The organism is Frankia sp. RB5 (assembly GCF_059816245.1).
The window spans coordinates 45569-65765 of the sequence record NZ_JCBATA010000004.1; the positions used below are offsets into that span (position 1 = coordinate 45569).

A 20197-nucleotide genomic window follows, 5' to 3' on the forward strand; every position below is an offset into this window, starting at 1 on the left:
GGTGCCGTCATCGGTCTGCTCGTTCTGTGCGTGCGCACCATCCGCCGGAGGGTGCGCATCGCGCGCGGTATGGCACCGGGTGGGTGCGGCCCTACTCGTCGTCGTCGTCCTCGACGGCCAGTACGGGAGGAAAACCGTGCTGTTCGAGCCGTCGGTTACGGAAGTACCCGCTGGTCGCGAATCCCAGCCCCGCCCCCGAGACCAGCAGGAAGGCGACCACGGTCGCGCGGACGGCGATCGCTCCCGGAAGCAGTGCGAAGATCACCGCGAACGGCGCCATCAGCAGGACGGGACGTGCCGCCTGCCGCGTCCGCCAGCCGGAACCGGTCAGATCGTGCGAGATCCATGCGCGATAGGTCGACGGAAGCGTGCCACCCAGGAGGTAGTAGATCCGACCCGTCAGTGGCGGGCGCTGCTGTTCCTGCTCGGTGGCGGTCACGGTGCCGTCCTGGCCGCCCGCCGTCGAGCTGTCTTCGCCGTCGCTCATATCCGCAGCTTACGAAGCGGACAGACGTGGTGAGACAGCCGACGGCGGGCCGGCGGGGTCAGTCCTTGATCTCACACAGGACGGCGCCGCTGGTCACCACCGCGCCGACGGCCGCGGCGAGATCAGTGATCCTGCCGTCGCGGTGCGCGTTGATGGGCTGCTCCATCTTCATGGCTTCCAGGACGATCACGAGGTCACCGGCGGCGACCGTGTCGCCCTCGTTCACCGCCACCTTGACGATGGTGCCCTGCATGGGGCTGGTGAGCGCGTCGCCTGTCACCTTGGCGGCGGCCGCGCCGCGGGACTTCCGCCTGGGCGCCGCGCCCTTGGCGGACGCCGTCGCGGTCGCGCCGAACCCGGCCGGGAGCACCACCTCGAGGCGCTTGCCGCCGACCTCGACGATCACCGCCTCGCGGGGCTCGGTGCTCGTGTCGGCGTCGGTGCCACCGGTGAAGGCGGGGATGGTGTTGTCGAACTCGGTCTCGATCCAGCGGTTGTGGATGCGGAACGGTTCGGCGGCGTTCTCAGGTGCGAAGGCGGGGTCCCGGACGACCGCGCGGTGGAAGGGCAGCGCGGTGGCCATGCCGTCCACGACCATCTCGTCCAGGGCGCGGCGGGCACGCTCGAGGGCTTCCTCGCGGGAAGCGCCCGTGACGATCAGCTTGGCCAGCAGGGAGTCGAACGCGCCGCCGATGACGCTGCCGCTCTCGATGCCGGCGTCGAGACGGACGCCGGGGCCCGCCGGCGCGACGAAGGTGGTCACGGTGCCCGGAGCGGGCAGGAAGTTGCGTCCCGGGTCCTCGCCGTTGATCCGGAACTCGATCGAATGGCCGCGCGGAGCGGGATCGGTGAAGTCGAGCGCCTCACCTTCGGCGATCCGGAACTGCGCGCGCACCAGGTCGATGCCGGAGACCTCTTCCGTCACCGGGTGCTCGACCTGCAGGCGGGTGTTCACCTCAAGGAAGCTGATCATGCCGTCGCGGGCGACCAGGAACTCGACCGTCCCGGCGCCCTCGTACCCCGCCTTGCGGCAGATGGCCTTCGACGCCTCGTACAGCGAGGTGAGCTGCTCCTCCGACAGGAACGGCGCCGGCGCCTCCTCGACGAGCTTCTGGTATCGCCGCTGCAGGGAGCAGTCCCGCGTGCCGACGACGACGACATTGCCGTGCGAGTCCGCGAGGACCTGGGTCTCCACGTGCCGGGGCTGGTCCAGGTACCGCTCGACGAAGCATTCGCCTCGGCCGAAGGCGGCCACCGCCTCCCGGACGGCGCTGTCGAACAGCTCGGGCAGCTCCTCGGCGGTCCATGCCACCTTGAGGCCACGCCCGCCGCCGCCGAACGCCGCCTTGATGGCGACCGGCAGCCCGTACTGCTCGGCGAACGCGACGACCTCCTCCACACCGGACACCGGATCAGCGGTGCCCGGAGCGAGGGGGGCGCCCACCGCCAGCGCGATGTGGCGGGCCGCGGTCTTGTCGCCCAGACGGCGGATCGCCTCAGGCGGCGGGCCGATCCAGGTGAGGCCGGCGGCGATCACGGCCTCGGCGAAGTCGGCGTTCTCGGAGAGGAAGCCGTATCCGGGATGAACAGCGTCAGCCCCGGATGACTTGCACGCGTCCAGAATCTTGTCGATCCGAAGGTAGGAGTCACCGGGCGTGTTCCCACCGAGAGCGAATGCCTCGTCCGCCACTCGCACATGTAGCGCGTCCAAATCCGGCTCGGCATACACCGCGACGCTGGTGTACCCGGCGTCGCGGCACGCGCGGGCCACCCGAACCGCAATCTCGCCCCGGTTGGCAATGAGGATCTTACGCACGTCGCTCCCGTCCTCGTCCGGCATGCCCGAGTTTAGGCGAGTCGGGCCGCACAGCTCGTTCTCGTCGAACCCAGATGTGATGCCGCCGACATCTCATCGTTTGTACTTCCGTTCGGTCACCAGCCGGCCCGAGTACGCGTACCCGGGCTCATTCCGGAGCGACGCCACGCACCCACGCCGACCTGCAAGGGTCCGCGAAGTGCATGGGTGGGCTCGGCCCAGGGGGATCGAGCTGGGCGCGCGGTGTCCGCCACCGGGGCCGAGCGTGCGGCGAAGACGGCCACCACGGCGGCGATCTCCTCCGCAGTGGCATTCCCGCGGATCAGCCGCAGCCGGGGCCGCTCGTTCTGCCCGCCGTCGTCCTGCGCCACGGTCCTCTCCCTGCTCGACTGGTACATGGCGGGCTGGCCGGAAACGGTCGCCCGTGCGGTTTCCGGACGGCAGGGCCGTCCGTCCGTGCGTCGCCTCTGACATCACCTGGAAGGATCTACAGCGGAATGTTGCCGTGCTTCTTCGGCGGCAGCGACTCACGCTTGGTCCGCAGCAGGCGAAGCGCGCGGATGATCTCTCTCCGGGTCTCGGAGGGGATGATCACCGCGTCGAGGTAACCCCGCTCGGCGGCGATGTAGGGAGTCGCGAAGTGATCCGTGTAGTCCTGGATCAGTTCGGCCCGGCGGGTGTCCGGCGACTCGGCCTTCGCCAGGTCGCGCCGGTAGATGATGTTGACCGCGCCCCGCGCGCCCATGACGGCGATCTCGGCGGTGGGCCAGGCGAGGTTGATGTCCGCCCGCAGGTGCTTCGAGCCCATCACGTCGTAGGCGCCGCCGTAGGCCTTCCGCGTGATCACGGTGACCTTGGGGACCGTCGCCTCGGCGTAGGCGTAGATCAGCTTGGCGCCGCGCCGGATGATCCCGTTCCATTCCTGCGACGTGCCCGGCAGGAATCCCGGCACGTCCACCAGGGTCAGAACCGGGATGTTGAAGGCGTCGCAGGTGCGCACGAAGCGGGCGGCCTTCTCGCTGGCGTCGATGTCGAGCGTGCCGGCGAACTGCATGGGCTGGTTGGCGACCACGCCGACGGACCGGCCGTCGACCCGGCCGAAACCGACGATCAGGTTCTGCGCGAACTGCGCGTGCACCTCGAGGAAGTCGCCGTCGTCGACCAGCCGCTCGATGATCTCGTGCATGTCGTACGGCGTGTTCGGCGAGTCCGGGATGAACGTGTCGAGCTCGGGGTCCACCTCGTCGGCCAGGTCGTCCACCGCGTCGTACGCCGGCGCGTCGTCGAGGTTGTTCGAGGGGAGGAAGGACAGCAGCGCCCGGGCGAGCTCCAGGCACTCGTTCTCGTCCGCGGCCTGGAAGTGCGCGACACCGCTGCGCGAGTTGTGGGTGGCGGCGCCGCCCAGCTCCTCCATCCCGACGTCCTCGCCCGTCACTTCCTTGATGACGTCGGGGCCGGTGATGAACATGTGGCTCGTCTGGTCGACCATCAGCGTGAAGTCGGTGATCGCCGGCGAGTAGACCGCGCCGCCCGCGCATGGCCCCATGATCAGCGAGAGCTGGGGGACCACGCCCGATGCCATCACGTTCCGGTAGAAGATCTCGCCATACAGGCCAAGAGAGACGACGCCCTCCTGGATCCGCGCCCCGCCGGAGTCGTTGATGCCGACCACCGGGCACCCGGTCTTCAGCGCCAGGTCCATGATCTTGACGATCTTCTCGCCGAAGACCTCGCCGAGGCTTCCGCCGAAGACCGTGAAGTCCTGGCTGAACACGCAGATCTGCCTGCCGTCCACGGTGCCGTATCCGGTCACCACGCCGTCACCGTAGGGACGGTTGGCCTGCACCCCGAAGTCGTGTGCCCGGTGCCGGGCGAACGCGTCCGTCTCCACGAACGACCCGGGGTCGAGGAAGGCCTCGATCCGCTCCCGGGCGGTCATCTTGCCCTTCGCGTGCTGAGCGTCCACGGCTCGCTGCGATCCGGCGTGGATGGCCTCGTCGTTCACCCTGCGCAGCTGCGCCAGTCGCCCTGCGGTGGTGTGGGGGTCGGGAGCTGAATCCTCAGCGGACGCGGGGAGAGCCATAGGCCGCAGCGTACGACCCCCGTATGGCAACGTGCTCGACTCGTGTGGAGTTGATCTCATCGATTGTGAGGAATCAGAGGTGGCGTGGCTGCCATGCCGTATCGCGTATCACAGCGGGCCCTGCCCGGCCGGCCCAAAACGTCGGATCGAATGTCCTGCCTACGCCGTCATCGCCCGATCCAGCCTGCGGGGCGGACGCATTCGGGCAGATTGGGGCGTTGCCGGCAGGGACCACTCCGGGGTGACGTCGAGTCGATGCCCGATCAGGCGTGTCGACCCGTGAGCCTCGCGACCATCGGTCTGGCAGGCTGGCCCGGTGAGCTCGACGTTCGACCCAGGCCCTGCGGAGCATCCAGAAGACCCGGCCAGCAGCCTGCGGCCACGCGGCCAGGACCAGCGCAGGCGGGACACGGGCCTGGGCGGCCAGCAGGCGGGCACACGGGCCCACGGCCTGGGCCCGGTGGCCGAGGACTCGCGGCGCGGGCCGCTCGACGCCGCGAGGCTCGTGGTGCTCGCGAGAGCCGCCGGCCTCGGCGCCACGGTGGTCGAGGAGATCGACTCGACCAACGCCGCCCTGGTCCGCGCCGGCCGCGGCGAGGCCGGCGAGCCGGCCCTGCGGGAGCTCGCGCGCGCCTGGCGGCTCGGCGGTGACGGCACGGAGGTGGCGGATCGCGGCCATGTGCTCGTGGCGGAGCGGCAGACCGCCGGGCGCGGACGGCTGGACCGTGCCTGGGTGTCCCGCCCGGGCGCCGGGCTGACCGTCTCCCTCCTGCTGCGGCTGCCGGTCCCACCCGCCCGGCTGGGGTGGCTGCCCCTGGTGGTCGGCATGGCGCTCGCCTCCACCGTGCGCTCGGTCGCCGGTCTGCCGGCCACGCTCAAGTGGCCCAACGACGTCCTGGTCGACGGCGCGAAGCTGGCGGGCGTCCTCGTGGAACTGGTGCCGATCCCGCCCGCCGATCCGTCGGTGGTCATCGGGTTCGGCCTCAACGTCCACGCTGAGCGGGACGAACTACCGGAACGCTCGACGAGCCTGCGCCTGTGCGACGCCGACCCGCGGGCGCTGGACCGGACCGCGCTGCTCGGATCGATCCTCGGCACGCTCGTCACCAGCCTTGACGCGTGGGCCGCCGACCCGGAGCGGGCCCGTGACGCCTACCTGGAGCTGTGCGGCACGATCGGCCGCCAGGTACGGGTCGAACTGCCCGATGGCACCGCCGAACTCGGCACCGCGACGGATGTCGACTCCACCGGTCGCCTCGTCGTCGACGGCCGGGCCTACAGCGCGGGGGACATCATCCACCTGCGCTGACAGTGAGGATGTGTGGTGGATCCCGCGCCCCGGACCGGCGTCGTCACCAGGCGGCCGGTTCCCCCGCGGCCCGGGGCCGCGATGCGGGCGTGCGGCTCCGGCGGGGCCCGGTGTGGTCCGTTGGTGGGTGATGCGACGATTGTCACGTGGCATTTCCTGACGACATCCTCACCCAGGACGAAGAGGTGGTCCTGCACCTGCACCCGCATTGGGTCAGCCTGATCGGCCCGGTGCTGTGGACGGTCGCGGCGATGCTCTTCGCGGTGCTCGGGGTCTTCTTCGCGCCTGGCGGCGTGCTGCAGAAGCCCATCCAGTACCTGGTGCTCGCCATCGCCCTCGGCGCCATCGCCTACCTCGGCGCCTTGCCGTGGCTGCGCCAGCTGACCACCCACTACGTCATCACCAACCATCGCCTGGTCATCAGGGAGGGCCTGCTGACCAGGACCGGTCGGGACATCCCGCTTGCCTGGCTGGTCGGTTCGACGATCCAGCAGAGCCTGTTCGAGCGGTCGGTGGGATCAGGCCGGCTGCTGGTGGAGACCGCCGGCCAGCGTGGCCGCATGGCGCTGTCCTGCATGCCACACGTCGAGCGGGTGCAGGAGACCCTCGCCGAGCTCGCGGCCCCGTACCAGGAACGCGGGTATCCCGACCAGCAGGGACGGCGCTACTGAGACGCCGCGCCCGTGCCCGCGGCCCCGCCGCCGCGGGCACGGGCGAGGGCGCGGGTGCGGCTCAGACCGGGTCGTAGTCGCGCCACCAGGCCAGCAGGCGAGCCGCGTCGCTGTCCTCGGCGGAGAAACCGAGCAGCTCATCGTCGACTGTCCAGAACACCGAGAACCGATCCGGGACGGCGGAGCACAGGAACGTGCCGCGCCGCCGGGAGCTGTGGGCCCAGCGCTCGATGCTGGTCTGACCCCGGCTGCACTCGCCGACGTCGGTGAGCGCGGCGGAGCGGCGGCCCACGTCTGCCCGCAGCGTCGCCGCGTCCGTGTACCGGACGACCGACACCGCCCCCGGCGCCGCCGCGGCGGTCGACACACCGGGAACGCAGTCCACCGCGGCGCTGACCCCGGCGCCGCGCGGGGCGGTGTGGCAGTCGGTGACCGCGAAGGGCCGCAACATCGCCACCAGATGGGCATCGGTCGCGTCGAGGGTGCCGCTCGGCTCGGGTGTCGCCCGCCCGGCCGGCCGGGCCGACCCCCCTGACGCGGACGGCCCCGCCGCGGGATGCGTGCCCGCGTCGGATCCTGATCCGCCGCAGGCCGCCAGGCTCAGCCCGCCTCCGACAAGGAGCAGGACGCCGGTCGCCGCGGCCAGCGGCGACGACCACCATCGTCGTGCCGGCCGCCGCCCCGCTCCCGGATGCGCTCCCAACGCGCTACCCCACATCGGTGTTCGGTCAGTGACGCAGCGGGTCGAACGAGTGCCACCAGGCGTTGAGATGCCCGGCTTCCGCGTCGTCGACGGAGAAGGCGACCAGGCTGTCGTCGTAGGTCCAGAACTCGTAGAACCGGTTCGCGAAGAAGTAGCAGAGGCGGTTGCCGCCCGCCCGCTGCGCGGACGAACTCCAACGCTCCGAGCTCTGCTGGCCGTCGTCGCAGTTGCCCTCGTCGACGTAGTAGGTCTCCCGCGCGCCGATCTGCCGGTCGACCGCCGAGCGGTTCGGGAAGTGGAACGCGGTGACCTCGATGCCGGCCGGGGTACGGCAGCTCAGGGTCGCGTCGGCGTACGCGCTGTCGCTGCGCTGGGGCGCGGCGCATCCGGTCATGACCGTCGGGTTGAGCGCCGAGCGCAGCGCGTCACGGGGGTCGCCGGTGGACTGCCCGTCCGGGCTCGCGGACGGCGAGGCGGAACCGGCAGGGGTAGTGCCGGGGCGGGCCGCGTCGCTGTCACCGTCGCCGCCGGTGAACGCCAGGGCCCCGAAAAGGATCACGAGTGCCATCAGGATGCCGCCGCCGGCGAACAGCAGCCGCCGGTCCACGAGCACCTTGTGCCGGTCGGCGGTGGGACGACCGGGGGAGAGGCGGCCGGTCGGATCGGGGGCGCCGAAGCCGCCCGGGGCGGGCGGCACGGGCTCCGGAGGCAGACCGGGCAGGAGCCCGGGAAGTGAGTCGGCGCGCCCCGGCTCCGTGTCCCGCGCGGCCGCGGCGGGAGGCAGGCCGAACGGGTCGGTACCCGGCACGACCGGCAACGGAATGCTGTCGGTGGCGCCCAGCGGCGGCAGGTCCGGAGCGAGGCGCGCGTGGGGCTCGCCGGCTGGCCCGCCGCGGGCCGCGCGCGGCCCGGCCGTGCCGAGCACCGCGGTGTCCTCGCCGGTGTCTGGCCGCGGACCGCTGAACAACGCCGCCGGTTCCGGCCCGATGACGGGCGGGTGCGGACCCGTCGCCGACCGACTCGACGGCGTGATGCCTGGGATCAGAGCGCCGGGCCCCGAGACACCGGGCACTGGGAGACCCGGCGCTGTGCCAGACGGGGGACGGCCAGACGCGGGAAGGCCAGACGGGGGAAGGCCGGGAGCCGGGACACCGGGGGTGGGGACGCCGGGCGTCGGGGTAGCGAAAGGCACGCGGCTCGGCGGCATCGCTCCTGGTGGTGCGGCCCCCGGGGGTGCGGCTCCTGGTCGTGCGGCCCCCGGGGGAACGGCGCCCGGTGGCGGAGCGCCCGTCGGCGTGGCCCCGGGCAGGGCGGGGCCGAAGGAAGGCGCGCCCGGCGGGTTGGGGCCGAAGGGAGGCGCGCCCGGCGGGTTGGGGCCGAAGGAAGGCGCGCCCGGCGGGTTGGGGCCGAAGGAAGGCGCGGCGGGCGCGGCGCCGCCAGGCGGAGGGGCGAGGCGGTAGGTGAGGTCGGCGTCGTGGGAGGGCCACGGGGGCCGGCCGGCGTTCGGTGGGCCTGGTGCCGGGGGGCCGCCCGGAACGCCGGGCGGAGGCAAGGCCGCCTGGGAGCCGGTGCCGCCGCGGGCGCCGGGACCGGTCGGTGGCTGGTAGTAGAGCGGGCCCGGGGGCCCGCTCAACCCGCCGGGTGGGCCGGGCGGCCCCGGCTGGGCCGACGGGCCGGTCGGGCGCGGCGGCGGAAAGGCCGACGGGGCCGGAAAGGACGACGGGGGCGTTGCGGCACCGATGGGCGAGCCGGCTCCACCAGGGCCGGGGCGGTAGGGATCGCCGGGTTCGAACCCGCCCGGCGGGCGGGGCCGGTCGGCCGGGCCCGGGCCCGGTGGGACGAAGCCTTCTGGGGCGGCCGGGCCGGCCGGCGGATGGGGAGTTCGGGGCGGCATCGGGGCGCCGGGCGCGGGCGGCCACGGCGGGATCGTTCCTCCGGGCGGGCCGGGGGGACCGCCCGGGCCGCCGAGCCAGGGCGGGGGCATGGGAACGGGCGGCCCGGGAGGGCGGCGCAGGGGCTCCTGCGGGCCACCCGCGCCCCCGCCAGGTGGTCCTCCCGGCGGCGCGAACGGGCCCGCGAAAGGCGGCGGCCAGGCACCGTGGCCGGCCGGCCCGGTGCCAGGTCGCGCCGGATCAGGCCCCGCGCCGGCGCCGCCACCCGGGCCGAAGGGGCCGGATGGCGGGGGCATGCGACCCGGGGTGCCGGGCGGGTGCTGGCTGGCTGGCTGCAGGATGGTGCGCTCGGCGTCGTCCAGATCCGTGCCCTCGTCCGGACCGTCGCCGGCGTGTGGCAGGGAGGGCGACAGTTCGGCTGGGCGTGGCGCGTCCTCGTCGCCACTGCCGGGGCTCGGCACGGTTCCTCCCGAGATGGGTGACAGGTGCGGTCCCCAGCGTAGGCGTATGGCCTTCCGGATACGGTCGGTATGGGGCTACCGCAGCACAAAAACCGCCCTATCCCGACCGGCTGGCCAACGGGTCAGCTCTGTGGCACCGGGTCGAAGCCGCTCCACCACTCGTAGAGCGCGGTGCCGTCGGTTCCGGTGGCCATGAACGCGACCAGCTTGCTGTTGTAGGACCAGTAGATGAAGTGATCGTTGTTCCGTTCGGTGCACACGGCCGTGCCCTGGGTCTGGCCCTGGTCGAAGTTCCAGGTGAAGACCTCGTTCCCGCCCTCCTTGCACTTGCCGGAGGGCGAGGCCACCTGGGACTTGCGCACCGCGACGTCGCTGCTCAGATCGCTGGCGGTGGCGTAGGAGTAGGCGGCGACGACCTTGCCGTCCTCGGAGTTGCAGAACAGGGCGGCCTGGATGTGATCACCCTCGGCGTCGCTGTTGGGCTCGCAGTCGGTCATCGCCGAGGAGTCCAGTTTGGCCGCCAGTGCGCTCTCCGCGGGGGTGAACTGGGCGGGCCCGCTCGCCGACGGCGACGGGGTGAACGTCGGCGACGGCGTGGGCGACGGTGACGGGCTGGCAGACGCGCTCGGGCTGGTGCTCGGGCTGGTGCTGGCGGTGGGCGGGGCGGACAGCCCGACCACCGGCTTGTCCTTGTCGTCGGAACCGCCGCTGAGCAGCACCACGGGGATGATGATCAGCAGGAGCACGACGACGACGATCCCGCCGATGAGCAGGCCCCGCCGACCCCCCGAGCCGGACGGTCCGCCGCCGGCGGGGGGATAGCCGCCGTAGCCGCCGCCCTGGGGATAGCCCTGCTGATAGGAGCCCTGCTGATACTCGGCCTGCTGATACCCGCCGGTCTGGGGGTAGCCGGCGGTCTGCGGCCCGCCGGACTGCTGGTAGGCGGACTGCTGGTAGGCGTCGCCCGTCGGGTACCCGGCGGTCTGGCCGTAGTTCTGCTGGTAGCCGCCCTGGTCGTAGCCGGCGCCCTGCTGCTGGTAGCCGCCGCCCTGCTGGGAGTATCCACCCTGCTGGTCGTAGCCGGCGGTGCCGTAGCCGTCCTGACCGGCACCGCCGTACTGCCCACCGGTGCCGTAGCCGCCCGGGCCGGTGTAGCCGCCGGCGGGAGGGGTCGCCCCGGACGCGCCGTACGCACTCGTCTGCTGGCCGTCCGGGGGAAGGATCCGGGTGCGCTCGTCCTCGCCGTATTCGTCGCCCGGCGCGGGACGGCCGGACGGACCGGACGGGTAGGAGGCGCCGCCCGACCCGGTGGGCGGGGGCCAGCCCTGCTGGCGCCCGACGGGTTCGGCGCCCGCGATCCGGGTCTGTTCGTCGTCGTTGTACCCGCCGGTAGGCCAGCCGGCGCGCTGGGTCTCGGCGTCCGGGTCCTGGGGGCCGGTGCCCGGTGCATGCATGTGTGGTCCTCCTGTGCCGCGCGTAGGCGCCCCCGCCCCGCGTCCCTCCGCCGCGCCGGCGGGCGGCCTGGTGACGACCGGCCATCCGTCCGTCTCGCCTCGACGCCTCGGGGCGGTGGATCCGAGGGCGGCGACCCCGCGAAACGGTATACCCGGCAGAAAGGATGAACAGTCAGGGTGTGTCAGCGTCCGACCCGGACAGACCGGGTCCGACGCCGATGGTAGGGCCTGGCCCGCAGAAAAGGGTGGGAGGTCATATTCTCGACAGGCTTGCCACGGTCGGCGATGGAGTGACCACCTTCGGTCGCCGGCTCGGGAATGGGTGTCGACTCGGTGCGGCTCGGGCGGCGTGCCGGCTCAGGCGTACCGGATCACGCGGCGTACCGGATCACGATGTCGTCGACGATCGTTTCGAGAAATGGCCGGTCGACCGGATCCCCGGTCACCAGGACGCGTTGCAGGATGATGGCTGTGCCGATCTCGGTAAGAATCGAGCCATCGACGTTCGGCTGGAGTTCACCCCGAGCTATCCCATGTTCAACGATGGCCCGCGAGCTCGCGTCCCGCTGGGTCCACATGCCGGCGCGCAACGCGTCGCGCAGTTCGGGATTGCGTGGCATTTCCGAGATCAGTTCCGCGATGATCCGGCCGCGGCCACCGCGGACGGCCTCGTGAAAGAACGTGAAGAACTCCAGCAGGTCCAGGCGCAGTGAGCCGGTGTCGGGAGTCGGCATTCGCTCCTGGGCGAAGTCGTTGATGGCATCGAGCACCATCGCCAGCTTTGACGGCCATCGGCGGTAGATCGTCGCCTTGCCGGTCCCCGCCCGGCTGGCGACCCGGTCCATCGTGACGCCGTCGTAGCCGAACTCGGCGAGCAGGTCGAGGGTCGCCGCCCGGATGACGTCGTCCCGGCTCTCGTCGCGAGGGCGGCCGCCCGGGCGGGGCGACGCGAGCGAGGACTGAGGCACGACAGGACCTCCCGACGGCGATCGGACGGTCGGCGCGGGCCGGCAAGGCCGACATCATGATGACACAGCGTGTCGAAACATGAACGCGTAGCGCCGATTTGGCCCGCAGAGCGTAACTCACAGAAGACGCGTCGAGTACGGTTCGGCATCGTGGGCGACGGGGTCCGACGTTGTCCGGCCGGGACAGACGCGGCGCCGGCGATCGACTCGCCGCGCCGATCCGGGCACCGCCGCCGCCTTGCGCGCCGCCGGCGGGCATGGTCCCCAGCGGACGCCTCGAACCGCCGTGCCGCTGGGGCGGCGGGCGCGCCGGGACGGTAGGCGCCCCCGCTTCGGGGGCGGGTCAGGACGCGCTGACGGACGACCCGAACGGCGAGCGGGCTACTGGGCGACCGCCTGGCCGTGCCGCCCGCGGCGTTCTCGTTCGCGGATCGCGCCGTTCGTGGATCGCGCCGTCGCAGAGCCCGTCGTTCGTGGATCGCGCCGGCCGGAGTGCGCGACAAGGCCGGGGCACGCGACAAGGCGGGAGCACGCGACAAGGCCGGGGCATCCGTCGCATCGCGGATGCCCCGGCCGAGGGTGGCTCAGATCTGGCCGGCGTGTTCCGGGATCGGCTGCCGGCGATCCTGCTCGAGTGGGGCCTGGGCGGCTGCGACCTTGGGATGATCCGGGTGCAGGAAGACCCACTTCTTGTAGGCCCAGAACCGGAACACCGTGCCCAGCCCGGTGCCGATGATGTTGCCGAAGACATTGAAGGCGACAACGCCGCGCAGATCAAGAACGTACCGGGCGAAGCCCAGGCAGCCGAGCGCGATCAGCAGGCCAACGGTATTGAGGATCACGAACAGCGTGTACTCCCGGCGCAGCCCCGTCCGGGCGCGGTGGTTGAAGGACCACTGCCGGTTTCCGATGTAGGAAAGGGTCGCGGCGACGACCGTGGAGACGGTCTTGGCGCTGAGCGGGCCCATTCCGAGAAGCGTGTGACACAGGTTCGAAACCAGGAAGTCGACGGCATAGCAGGCGCCACCGACCAGGCCGAACTTACCCATCTCGTGGATGAGTACCTGCACGGGTGAGCGCGTCTGCCGGTGCCTCACCACAGGCGACCTCGATCGATTTTTACCACCACAGGAGAGTACCGGCTGGCCCGTCGCCGCCGGGGGGCCACCCCCTGTGCCGTCGACGGGTTCGCGGTCGTCCTGGGCGGCGGCGCCCGCTCGACGCACGCGCAGGGTCACAAGTCGCAGAGCACAGTGTGTCCGACCCACCGGGTGAGTGTTCCCAGATCTACGATGGGTGATGCAACCGATCCGCTGCGGCGGGCTACGTGAGCGGCGCAACCCCGCCGAACGTGCGGATCGTTGACGAATGTGGGTAGGTAGACGGCATCCTGGCAACGCGGCTCTGGCGACGCGGACCGCGGGCATCATCGATCGGAGGACTGACGACCATGATCTGCTCTGGTGGCCGGTTGGTCCGCGCTGACGGAAGGATGCGGGGCTGACGGCGATGTCGACCGAGTACAGAGGCACTTCCGAGACGTATCAGGGCGTCGCCGGGGGGGATTCCCCCGAGGGCGGCCCGCTCCCGACGGTCGCTCTGGAGGAGAGCTCCACGGCCACCGAGGCGCTGCTGACCTACGCGGCGCGCAACCCCGCCCGCCGGCAGGAGGCGGGCCTGCCGCAGGCGCCGCCCGCACGGCCGCGGCTCGGCGTCGCGGTCGTCGCCTGCATGGACGCCCGGCTCAACGTGGAGGCCCTGCTCGGCCTCGCCGAGGGCGACGCCCACGTGCTGCGCAACGCGGGCGGCGTCATCACCACGGACGTCGTGCGCTCGCTCGCGGTCAGCCAGAACGTGCTGGGTACCAAGGAGATCATCCTCCTGCACCACACCGGCTGCGGGCTGGAGAAGATCACCGACGACGGTTTCCGGGACCAGCTGGAGCGGGACACCGGGGTGCGCCCGGAATGGCCGGTCCAGGCCTTCGCTGACGTCGAGGAGGATGTGCGGCTGTCGCTGCGGATCCTGCGCTCGTCACCGTTCCTGCAGTCCACGACCTCGGTCCGCGGCTTCATTTACCAGGTCGAGACCGGTGCCCTCGTGGAGGTCCCCGCCTGACGGCGGGCGCTCCCGCGGCACCAGCGGTCCGCGTGCCGGCCGGCCCAGGGCGTGGTAGGCCCAGCCGGCCTCCTGCCAGCGCCGGGCGTCCAGCGCCCCTCGGCCGTCGAGGACGACCGGGCGGGTGACGTGCGGACGGATCAGGGCCGGGTCCAGCTCGCGGAACTCGGGCCATTCGGTCAGAACGAGGAGCAGCTCCGCCCCGGTCACCGCTCCCATGACCGAGCCCGCGACGTGCAGGTCCGGATGGCGATCCTGCGCGTTCGCCGCCGCGGCCGGGTCGTAGACCGAGACGTGGCAGCCGGCCCGGCGCAACGCCACGGCGACGTCGAGTGCCGGCGAGTCGCGGATGTCATCGGAGTTCGGCTTGAAAGCGGCGCCGAGCACGCCCACCGCCCTGTTCGCCGGCTGGCCGCCGAGCACCTCATGGGCCAGCGCGACCGCCCTGTCCCGCGCGCGCATGTTCACGGCGTCGACCTCGGCGAGGAATCCGAGCGCCGGGCCGACGCCCAGCTCCCGTGCCCTCGCCTGGAACGCCCGGATGTCCTTGGGCAGGCAGCCACCGCCGAATCCGATGCCCGCCCGCAGGAACCGCGGCCCGATCCGAGGGTCGTGCCCGAGCGCGGCGGCCAGTTCGGCGACGTCGGCGCCGGTCGCGTCGCAGACCTCGGCCATCGCGTTGACGAAGGAGATCTTCGTGGCGAGAAAGGCGTTCGCGGCGACCTTGACCAGTTCGGCGGTGGCGTAGTCGGTGACGATCACGGGTGTCCCGGCGTCGGTCATCCGGGCGTAGACGGCCCGCAGCCGTGCCTCGGCGGTGCCACCCGGGGCGACACCGAGGACGATCCGGTCCGGGTGCAGGGTGTCGTCGACGGCGATGCCCTCCCGCAGGAACTCCGGGTTCCAGGCGAGCTCCGCGCCGGGCGCGGCGGCCGCGAGCCGGGCGGCCAGCCGCGACGCGGTGCCCGCGGGCACCGTCGACTTGCCGACCACCAGGTCGCCCGGCCCGAGCCCCGCGGTGACCAGCCCGCTCACCGCCGCGTCGACATGCCGTACGTCGGCGGCGCCCGAGTCGGGGCGCTGTGGCGTGCCCACGCAGACGAAGTGCACGTCGGCCTGGTCGACGGCCGCCGCCGGTGACCCGGTGAACGACAGCCGGCCCGCCTCCAGATGCTTGCGTAGCAGGGCCTCGAGCCCCGGCTCGAAGAACGGCACCTCGCCGGCGGCCAGCCGCCGCACCCGCTCGGCGTCGACATCGACGCCGACAACCTCGAACCCCAGCTCGGCCATGCACACGGCGTGGGTCGTGCCCAGGTAGCCCGTGCCGATGACGCTGATGCGCGGATCGGTCGGCCCGCTCACGCTCACCACCTCCGCTGCCTCGGCCGTCCTACTGCCTCGGCGATCCTGCGACCTCGGCCGTTCTGCCGCCTTGGCCGTTCTGCCGACTCGGTCGTGCTGCCATCTCGGCGGTTCCGCCGGTTCGGCGCACCGATGCCCGCCGACGCTCCGCCGTGCCGGAAGCCGGAGGTCCGTCAGGTCGCGGGTGCTGACGGTGACCGGCCAGGTGGTGACGAGCGTAGTCACTACCCGCGTCGGACGGCTGCCACCGCGGCCCGATCGGGTGTCACCCACGACGGGTGACCCGTACGCGGCTCAGGAGGTGAGGCTCAGTGCCCGCACCCGCTCCGGGAGCGCGCTGGGCGTCGGGACGAGGGTGTCGGCGTCGGAGAGGACGGCGCTCACCCGCTCGCTTTCGAGGCGGCGGGCAAGCACGGCGGGGTCGAGACGGCGGCACAGCACGATCGACGCGCCGGCCGCCAGCGGCGCCAGCAACCCGCCGAGCAGTCCGGTGGCGGTCGACATCGCGGCGGTGACGAGGATCCGGTCGTCCGGGCCGAGGCCCCAGACGGCGGCCGTCCGCTCGGCCGCGCGGACCAGCCCGGCCTGCTCGGGCGGCGCCGGCGGTGCGGCGAAGCGGTCGCCGTGCGGGGGGACCTCGGCGGCGTAGTCCAGCACACCGGGAACCTGCCGGGTGAGCCGGCCGCCCAGCGGGCGCAGCGACAGGGCCACCGTCTCGTCGGCGGGCAGGTCGGCGGTCGCCTCCAGCCGATCCTCCGCGACGAACAGCGCGCCGAGCCGGGACACCGGGGGCGGTGCGGCCGCCGAACGGCCGCCATCGGCGCCGAGGCCGGCGGAGTCACCGGAGTCGGAGTCGGAGTCGGAGTCGGCGAGGACGAGGTCCAGTCCGGCCGACCAGCTGGCCAGCGCGACGACCACGGCCAGCCAGTGCGTCGGCAGGTCGACGCCGACCCGCTCACCCGGTTCGAGCCCGACGGTGTCCACGAGCATGTTCGCCGTCTTCGCCACCCAGTTGTCCAGGGTCGTCGCGGAGAACTCGACGCGTTCGCCGGTCGCGTCGTCGTAGAAGGTGAGCAGCGGCCTGGCCGGATCGGCGGCGAGGCGCCGGGCGAGCAGTCCGGCGACGCCGGGCACTCCCGGGCGGGCCTCGGCGCTCGTACGCGCTCCAGTGTCAGGACCGCTGGCCGCGGCGGACTCCACCAGCGCGACCGCGGACAGGAACTGTGGTGGCGTCGCGATCACGGCTGAGTCCCTGGTTCCCGGCGGGCTGCTGTCGGCGTCGTCATCGGTCCAGTGTGGTCGTCATCGGTCCAGTCAATCGGACGCGGCGCGGACCGTCGACAGCGCGGGTGGGACGCGCGGGCGAGGTGCGCGCCCGCCCCGGTCCGGTGCGCCCGGTGCCGCGGGGCGCTCGCGGGCGTGTCGTCGGGGCGCACAGGAGGGTCGTCTACCCTGACGAGAGATATGGATGAGTCGCAGCCGACGGCGGCCGGGCGGGTGGGTTCCGCGGCCGACGCCGAGAAGGTCGAACAGCCGCGGCGCTCCGATGGGCCCGCCGGCATCCGCGCCATGGGCGAGGGCCCTGCCGGCGACCAACCGCCGCCTCGCGGGGACGGTCTGGGCAACGCGGACCCGGACCGCCCCGCCGCCAACCCACCGTCGCGTCGCGAGGACGGTACCGCCAGCGTGCCGGGGATGCGCGGCCCACGGCCGGGACCTGCGGTCTTCCGGGCGGTGCGGCTGCCGCGGCGGCTGCGCCGCGCCCCGCTGCTGCTCGTCCTCATCACCGCGGCCCATCTGGCCATGTTGCTGAGCTACGCCTTCGTCTACCCGACCTGGACCGGCTACGACGAGGCCCAGCACGTCGACATGGTGTACGGCCTGCAGCACGGCGCCGGCTGGCCGGCCCCGGGTGAGAAGATGATCTCGACGGGGGTCGCGGCCGCGTCGGACGACTTCGATCGCGGCCGCTACCAGGACATGTTCCAGTCGGGTGGGAAACGCCGCGGCGCGGCTCCCTTCGCCGAGATCGATCCGACGCCCCGCGGCGCGCGTGCCTCGTTCGACGCCCTCGGCGGGCCGAAACCCGTCGACGACGGCCGGCTTTCCAACCAGATGGTGCAGCACCCGCCGGTGATCTATGCGGTCGGCGCGGCGCTGCTCGACGTGCTGCCAGGCTCGCAGGACTGGTCCTACGACCGTCAGGTGTTCGTGCTGCGGTTGCTGAACATCCTGGTGGTGGGGCCGCTGCCGTTGCTCGGCTGGCTGGCGGCCCGCCGCTTCGGCCTGGGTGAGCCGGCCGCGCTCGCCGCCGCGGCGCTGCCGTTGGCCGTTCCCGGGCTGACCAGGGTGGGGGCCACCTTCAACAACGACGGCATCCTGATGCTGACGACGGGCGCGCTGACCGTCGTGCTCGCCGGGGTGCTGCGAGGAGACCTGCGGGCGCGCACCGGCGCCTGGGCGGGGCTGTGGTTCGGGCTCGCGCTGCTGTCGAAGGCGTTCGCCCTCACCCTGCCCTTCATGATCGTCGGTGCGTACCTCGTCGGCTGGTGGCGCTCGCGACAGACGGCGGCCGGCGGCGGCCGGGCGCGCGCGATGTGGGCCGGGATGCGCTCGCTGCCGTGGCTGCCGGCGGCGCTGGCCGTCGGTCTCGGCATCGTCGTCGGCGGTTGGTGGTGGGTGCGCAACTATCTGATGTACGGCGCGGTGCAGCCCAACGGGTGGGCGACTGATCCGCCGCGCCGTGAGCCGCTGTTGCTGCCAGACTCGTTCTGGACCTGGTTCTGGTATTTCGTCCGGACGATGATCTCGAGGTTCTGGGGCGGCCTGGGGATGTTCGAGCCGCCGCAGCTCGCCCCGGTCGCGATCGTGCTGGCAACGGTGGTGGTCGGTGGGCTGTGCGTGATGGCGCTCGCCGGGGGCCGCCGCCGGCTGGGCCGGGCGCGGTGGCTGATGGCGGCGGCCGGGGTGGTCGTGCTGCTGCTGCCGGTCGCCTTCGCATATCTGTCGGTCGGGCAGCGCAGCTGGGCGGACTATCAGCTCTACACCCGCGGGATCGCCGTGCAGGGCCGCTACCTGTACCTCGGGATGGTCGGGCTGGGGGTGGTGGTCGGCAGTGGGCTGTGCCAGGCGCTGCGCGGGCGCGAGCGGCTCGCCCCCGTGGTGATCCTGGCCGGGGCGCTGCTCATGCAGGGGGCCGCGTTGCTGGCCATCTGCTCCTACTACTGGCTGCCGCGTCAGGTGGCGTACACCCCGGCGAGGACCTGGCAGGTGGTGTCGGGGATCGCCCGCTGGGCGCCGTTCCCGATCGGCGTGACGGTCGCCGTGTTCGTGCTCGCCGCCGCCCTGTTCGTGGCATCGCTCGTCGTCGCCGCCCAGCAGGCGCGCGGGTGTTGGGCCCGGTCGGCGGTGGATCGCCCAGGCTCCTCGGACCGGCCCGTGGATCAGCCCGAGGGCAGCGCCGAGAAGACACCGTCGGCCGCGGACGACGGGCCGTTCGGGGGCCGCGTCGCGGTACCCGCGGGCTCCCCGGCCGACGGCACCTGAGGGCCCGCCCGGGTCCCGGGAGGGCCCGCCCGGGTCCCGGGAACTCTGTCCGGGGACCGCGTGCGGGTCCTTCTTCCGCCTCGAGGACCCGTCCGCCCGCGCAGAACGTTGCCCGCGGGGCTGACCGTCCCGCGGGTGCGCCGTGCTGGCGCCCCGGCTCCTGGGGGACGGTCCGAGCCGTCACAGGGCTGGGCCGCGTCAGTGCCCCGAGGTTGTGGCCACCGAGACGCGGGAGTGGTCGCCGAGCATCAGCCGGTGCGCCTTCGGCAGCGCCGCGGACGGCACGACCTCGACGTCCCGACCGATCAGTGAGTCCTCGATGCGGCCGATGCCTCGGATCGTCGCCCGTTCGAGGACGATCGAGTACTCGATCTCGGTCCGCTCGATCGCGCACGAGTGGAAGATCGAGGTGAACGGGCCGACGTAGGTGTCGACCAGCGTGGTGCCCCGGCCGATGATCGCCGGACCGCGCACGGTCGAGCGGACGAGCGAGGCGCCCTCCTCGATCACGACCCGGCCGACGATCGAGCTGTCCGCGTCGACGCTGCCGTGGATCGCGGGCTCGATCGACTCCAGCAGATGGCGGTTCGTCTCCAGCATGTCGGCGAGCCGGCCGGTGTCCTTCCAGTAGCCCTCGACCAGGTGCGAGGCGACCTCGTGGCCGCCGTCGACCAGCCACTGGATGGCCTCGGTGATCTCCAGCTCGCCGCGGGCGGACGGCTTGATCGCCCGCACCGCCTCGTGCACCGCCGTGCCGAACATGTAGACGCCGACCAGCGCGAGGTCGCTCGGCGGGTCCTGCGGCTTCTCGACCAGGCGGATGATCCGCCCCTCGGCACCGAGCTCGGCGACGCCGAAGGCGGACGGGTTGTCCACCTTCGTCAGCAGGATGAGGGCGTCGGGCGTGGTGCGGCGGAACTCCTCCACGAAGCTCGCGACGCCGCCGATGATCAGGTTGTCCCCGAGATACATGACGAACGGCTCGTCGGCGAGGAAGTCCCGGGCGATCAGCACCGCGTGCGCGAGGCCGAGCGGAGCCTCCTGCTGGATGTAGGTGACGCGGATCCCGAACGCCGAGCCGTCCCCGACGGCGTTCTCGATCTCCGCGGCCGTCTCGCCGACGATGATGCCGACGTCGAGGATGCCGGCGTCGCGGATGGCCTCCAGGCCGTAGAACAGCACCGGTTTGTTCGCCACCGGGACGAGCTGCTTCGCGGACGTGTGCGTGATCGGCCGCAGACGGGTTCCCGAGCCACCGGCGAGGACGAGGGCCTTCATGATCCGTGACCCTATCGCGTCGCGCTGAACTGACCGAAAGTAACGACAG

At 72.6% G+C, this 20197-nt stretch carries 17 protein-coding genes; 5 read left to right on the forward strand and 12 right to left on the reverse strand.

The genetic code is table 11. From position 1 onward, the window contains the following. Positions 1-91 precede the first annotated feature (91 nt). From AC6EXY_RS03050 to AC6EXY_RS03060, 3 genes are all read right to left on the reverse strand, one after another. Positions 92-487: a DUF5313 family protein gene (locus AC6EXY_RS03050; RefSeq protein ID WP_101830423.1), complete on the reverse strand. Its 396-nt coding sequence runs from the start codon at positions 485-487 to the stop codon at positions 92-94. Positions 488-545: 58 nt separating this feature from the next. Beyond that, on the reverse strand, positions 546-2303 hold the full coding sequence (locus AC6EXY_RS03055) for an ATP-binding protein (RefSeq protein WP_101830429.1): 1758 nt from the start codon (positions 2301-2303) through the stop codon (positions 546-548). 116 nt (positions 2304-2419) lie between these two features. After that, a complete protein-coding gene (locus AC6EXY_RS03060) occupies positions 2420-2590 on the reverse strand; it encodes a hypothetical protein (protein ID WP_243407221.1) in 171 nt (56 codons plus the stop codon). Between AC6EXY_RS03060 and AC6EXY_RS03065 the strand changes: the two genes are divergently transcribed. Beyond that, on the forward strand, positions 2547-2774 hold the full coding sequence (locus AC6EXY_RS03065; RefSeq protein WP_243407222.1) for a hypothetical protein: 228 nt from the start codon (positions 2547-2549) through the stop codon (positions 2772-2774). The two genes, AC6EXY_RS03060 and AC6EXY_RS03065, sit on opposite strands and share 44 nt — an antisense overlap. Positions 2775-2790: 16 nt before the next feature. On the opposite strand, the gene AC6EXY_RS03070 is transcribed toward AC6EXY_RS03065, so the two are convergent. Then, a complete protein-coding gene (locus tag AC6EXY_RS03070; RefSeq protein WP_101830424.1) occupies positions 2791-4386 on the reverse strand; it encodes an acyl-CoA carboxylase subunit beta in 1596 nt (531 codons plus the stop codon). Between the two features lie 316 nt (positions 4387-4702). Here AC6EXY_RS03070 and AC6EXY_RS03075 point away from each other — a divergent pair, with 316 nt between their 5' ends. After that, positions 4703-5695: a biotin--[acetyl-CoA-carboxylase] ligase gene (locus AC6EXY_RS03075; protein ID WP_101830425.1), complete on the forward strand. Its 993-nt coding sequence runs from the start codon at positions 4703-4705 to the stop codon at positions 5693-5695. Between the two features lie 146 nt (positions 5696-5841). Then, entirely contained in the window at positions 5842-6366 is a 525-nt protein-coding gene (locus tag AC6EXY_RS03080) for a PH domain-containing protein (protein ID WP_101830426.1), read from the forward strand. A 61-nt stretch (positions 6367-6427) separates the two neighbouring features. On the opposite strand, the gene AC6EXY_RS03085 is transcribed toward AC6EXY_RS03080, so the two are convergent. The 5 genes from AC6EXY_RS03085 to AC6EXY_RS03105 all read right to left on the reverse strand — a co-directional run bounded on the left by AC6EXY_RS03085 (position 6428) and on the right by AC6EXY_RS03105 (position 12914). Then, entirely contained in the window at positions 6428-7069 is a 642-nt protein-coding gene (locus tag AC6EXY_RS03085; protein ID WP_207770174.1) for a hypothetical protein, read from the reverse strand. 25 nt (positions 7070-7094) lie between these two features. Further along, positions 7095-7994: a hypothetical protein gene (locus AC6EXY_RS03090; protein ID WP_133150567.1), complete on the reverse strand. Its 900-nt coding sequence runs from the start codon at positions 7992-7994 to the stop codon at positions 7095-7097. A gap of 1550 nt (positions 7995-9544) precedes the next feature. Beyond that, entirely contained in the window at positions 9545-10876 is a 1332-nt protein-coding gene (locus tag AC6EXY_RS03095; RefSeq protein WP_101831199.1) for a hypothetical protein, read from the reverse strand. A gap of 371 nt (positions 10877-11247) precedes the next feature. Further along, the gene (locus AC6EXY_RS03100; RefSeq protein ID WP_101831198.1) at positions 11248-11844 is read right to left on the reverse strand and encodes a TetR/AcrR family transcriptional regulator; all 597 of its coding nucleotides are present in this window, start codon (positions 11842-11844) and stop codon (positions 11248-11250) included. Positions 11845-12428: 584 nt separating this feature from the next. Continuing rightward, complete coding sequence (locus AC6EXY_RS03105; RefSeq protein WP_243407370.1) at positions 12429-12914, reverse strand: GtrA family protein; 486 nt, start codon at positions 12912-12914, stop codon at positions 12429-12431. Between the two features lie 439 nt (positions 12915-13353). On the opposite strand from AC6EXY_RS03105, the gene AC6EXY_RS03110 reads away from it, so the two are divergent. After that, on the forward strand, positions 13354-13962 hold the full coding sequence (locus tag AC6EXY_RS03110; RefSeq protein WP_101831197.1) for a beta-class carbonic anhydrase: 609 nt from the start codon (positions 13354-13356) through the stop codon (positions 13960-13962). On the opposite strand, the gene AC6EXY_RS03115 is transcribed toward AC6EXY_RS03110, so the two are convergent. Next, entirely contained in the window at positions 13879-15333 is a 1455-nt protein-coding gene (locus AC6EXY_RS03115) for a UDP-glucose dehydrogenase family protein (RefSeq protein WP_101831196.1), read from the reverse strand. The two genes, AC6EXY_RS03110 and AC6EXY_RS03115, sit on opposite strands and share 84 nt — an antisense overlap. Before the next feature lie 285 nt (positions 15334-15618). Next, positions 15619-16566 (reverse strand): TIGR03089 family protein, encoded by a 948-nt coding sequence (locus AC6EXY_RS03120; RefSeq protein WP_101831195.1) that lies wholly within the window; start codon positions 16564-16566, stop codon positions 15619-15621. A gap of 222 nt (positions 16567-16788) precedes the next feature. On the opposite strand from AC6EXY_RS03120, the gene AC6EXY_RS03125 reads away from it, so the two are divergent. Further along, on the forward strand, positions 16789-18870 hold the full coding sequence (locus tag AC6EXY_RS03125; protein ID WP_243407369.1) for a glycosyltransferase family protein: 2082 nt from the start codon (positions 16789-16791) through the stop codon (positions 18868-18870). 198 nt (positions 18871-19068) lie between these two features. Here AC6EXY_RS03125 and AC6EXY_RS03130 read toward each other — a convergent pair whose 3' ends face one another. Then, the gene (locus tag AC6EXY_RS03130) at positions 19069-20148 is read right to left on the reverse strand and encodes a glucose-1-phosphate thymidylyltransferase (RefSeq protein ID WP_101831194.1); all 1080 of its coding nucleotides are present in this window, start codon (positions 20146-20148) and stop codon (positions 19069-19071) included. Positions 20149-20197: the final 49 nt, after the last annotated feature.

What these genes read in the sequence shown, in the direction of transcription:
- AC6EXY_RS03110 (WP_101831197.1), top strand. Translation starts at nt 13,354, where the DNA reads ATGTCGACCGAGTACAGAGGCACTTCCGAGACGTATCAGGGCGTCGCC.
- AC6EXY_RS03095 (WP_101831199.1), bottom strand. Translation starts at nt 10,876, where the DNA reads ATGCATGCACCGGGCACCGGCCCCCAGGACCCGGACGCCGAGACCCAG.
- AC6EXY_RS03130 (WP_101831194.1), bottom strand. Translation starts at nt 20,148, where the DNA reads ATGAAGGCCCTCGTCCTCGCCGGTGGCTCGGGAACCCGTCTGCGGCCG.
- AC6EXY_RS03070 (WP_101830424.1), bottom strand. Translation starts at nt 4,386, where the DNA reads ATGGCTCTCCCCGCGTCCGCTGAGGATTCAGCTCCCGACCCCCACACC.
- AC6EXY_RS03125 (WP_243407369.1), top strand. Translation starts at nt 16,789, where the DNA reads ATGGATGAGTCGCAGCCGACGGCGGCCGGGCGGGTGGGTTCCGCGGCC.
- AC6EXY_RS03050 (WP_101830423.1), bottom strand. Translation starts at nt 487, where the DNA reads ATGAGCGACGGCGAAGACAGCTCGACGGCGGGCGGCCAGGACGGCACC.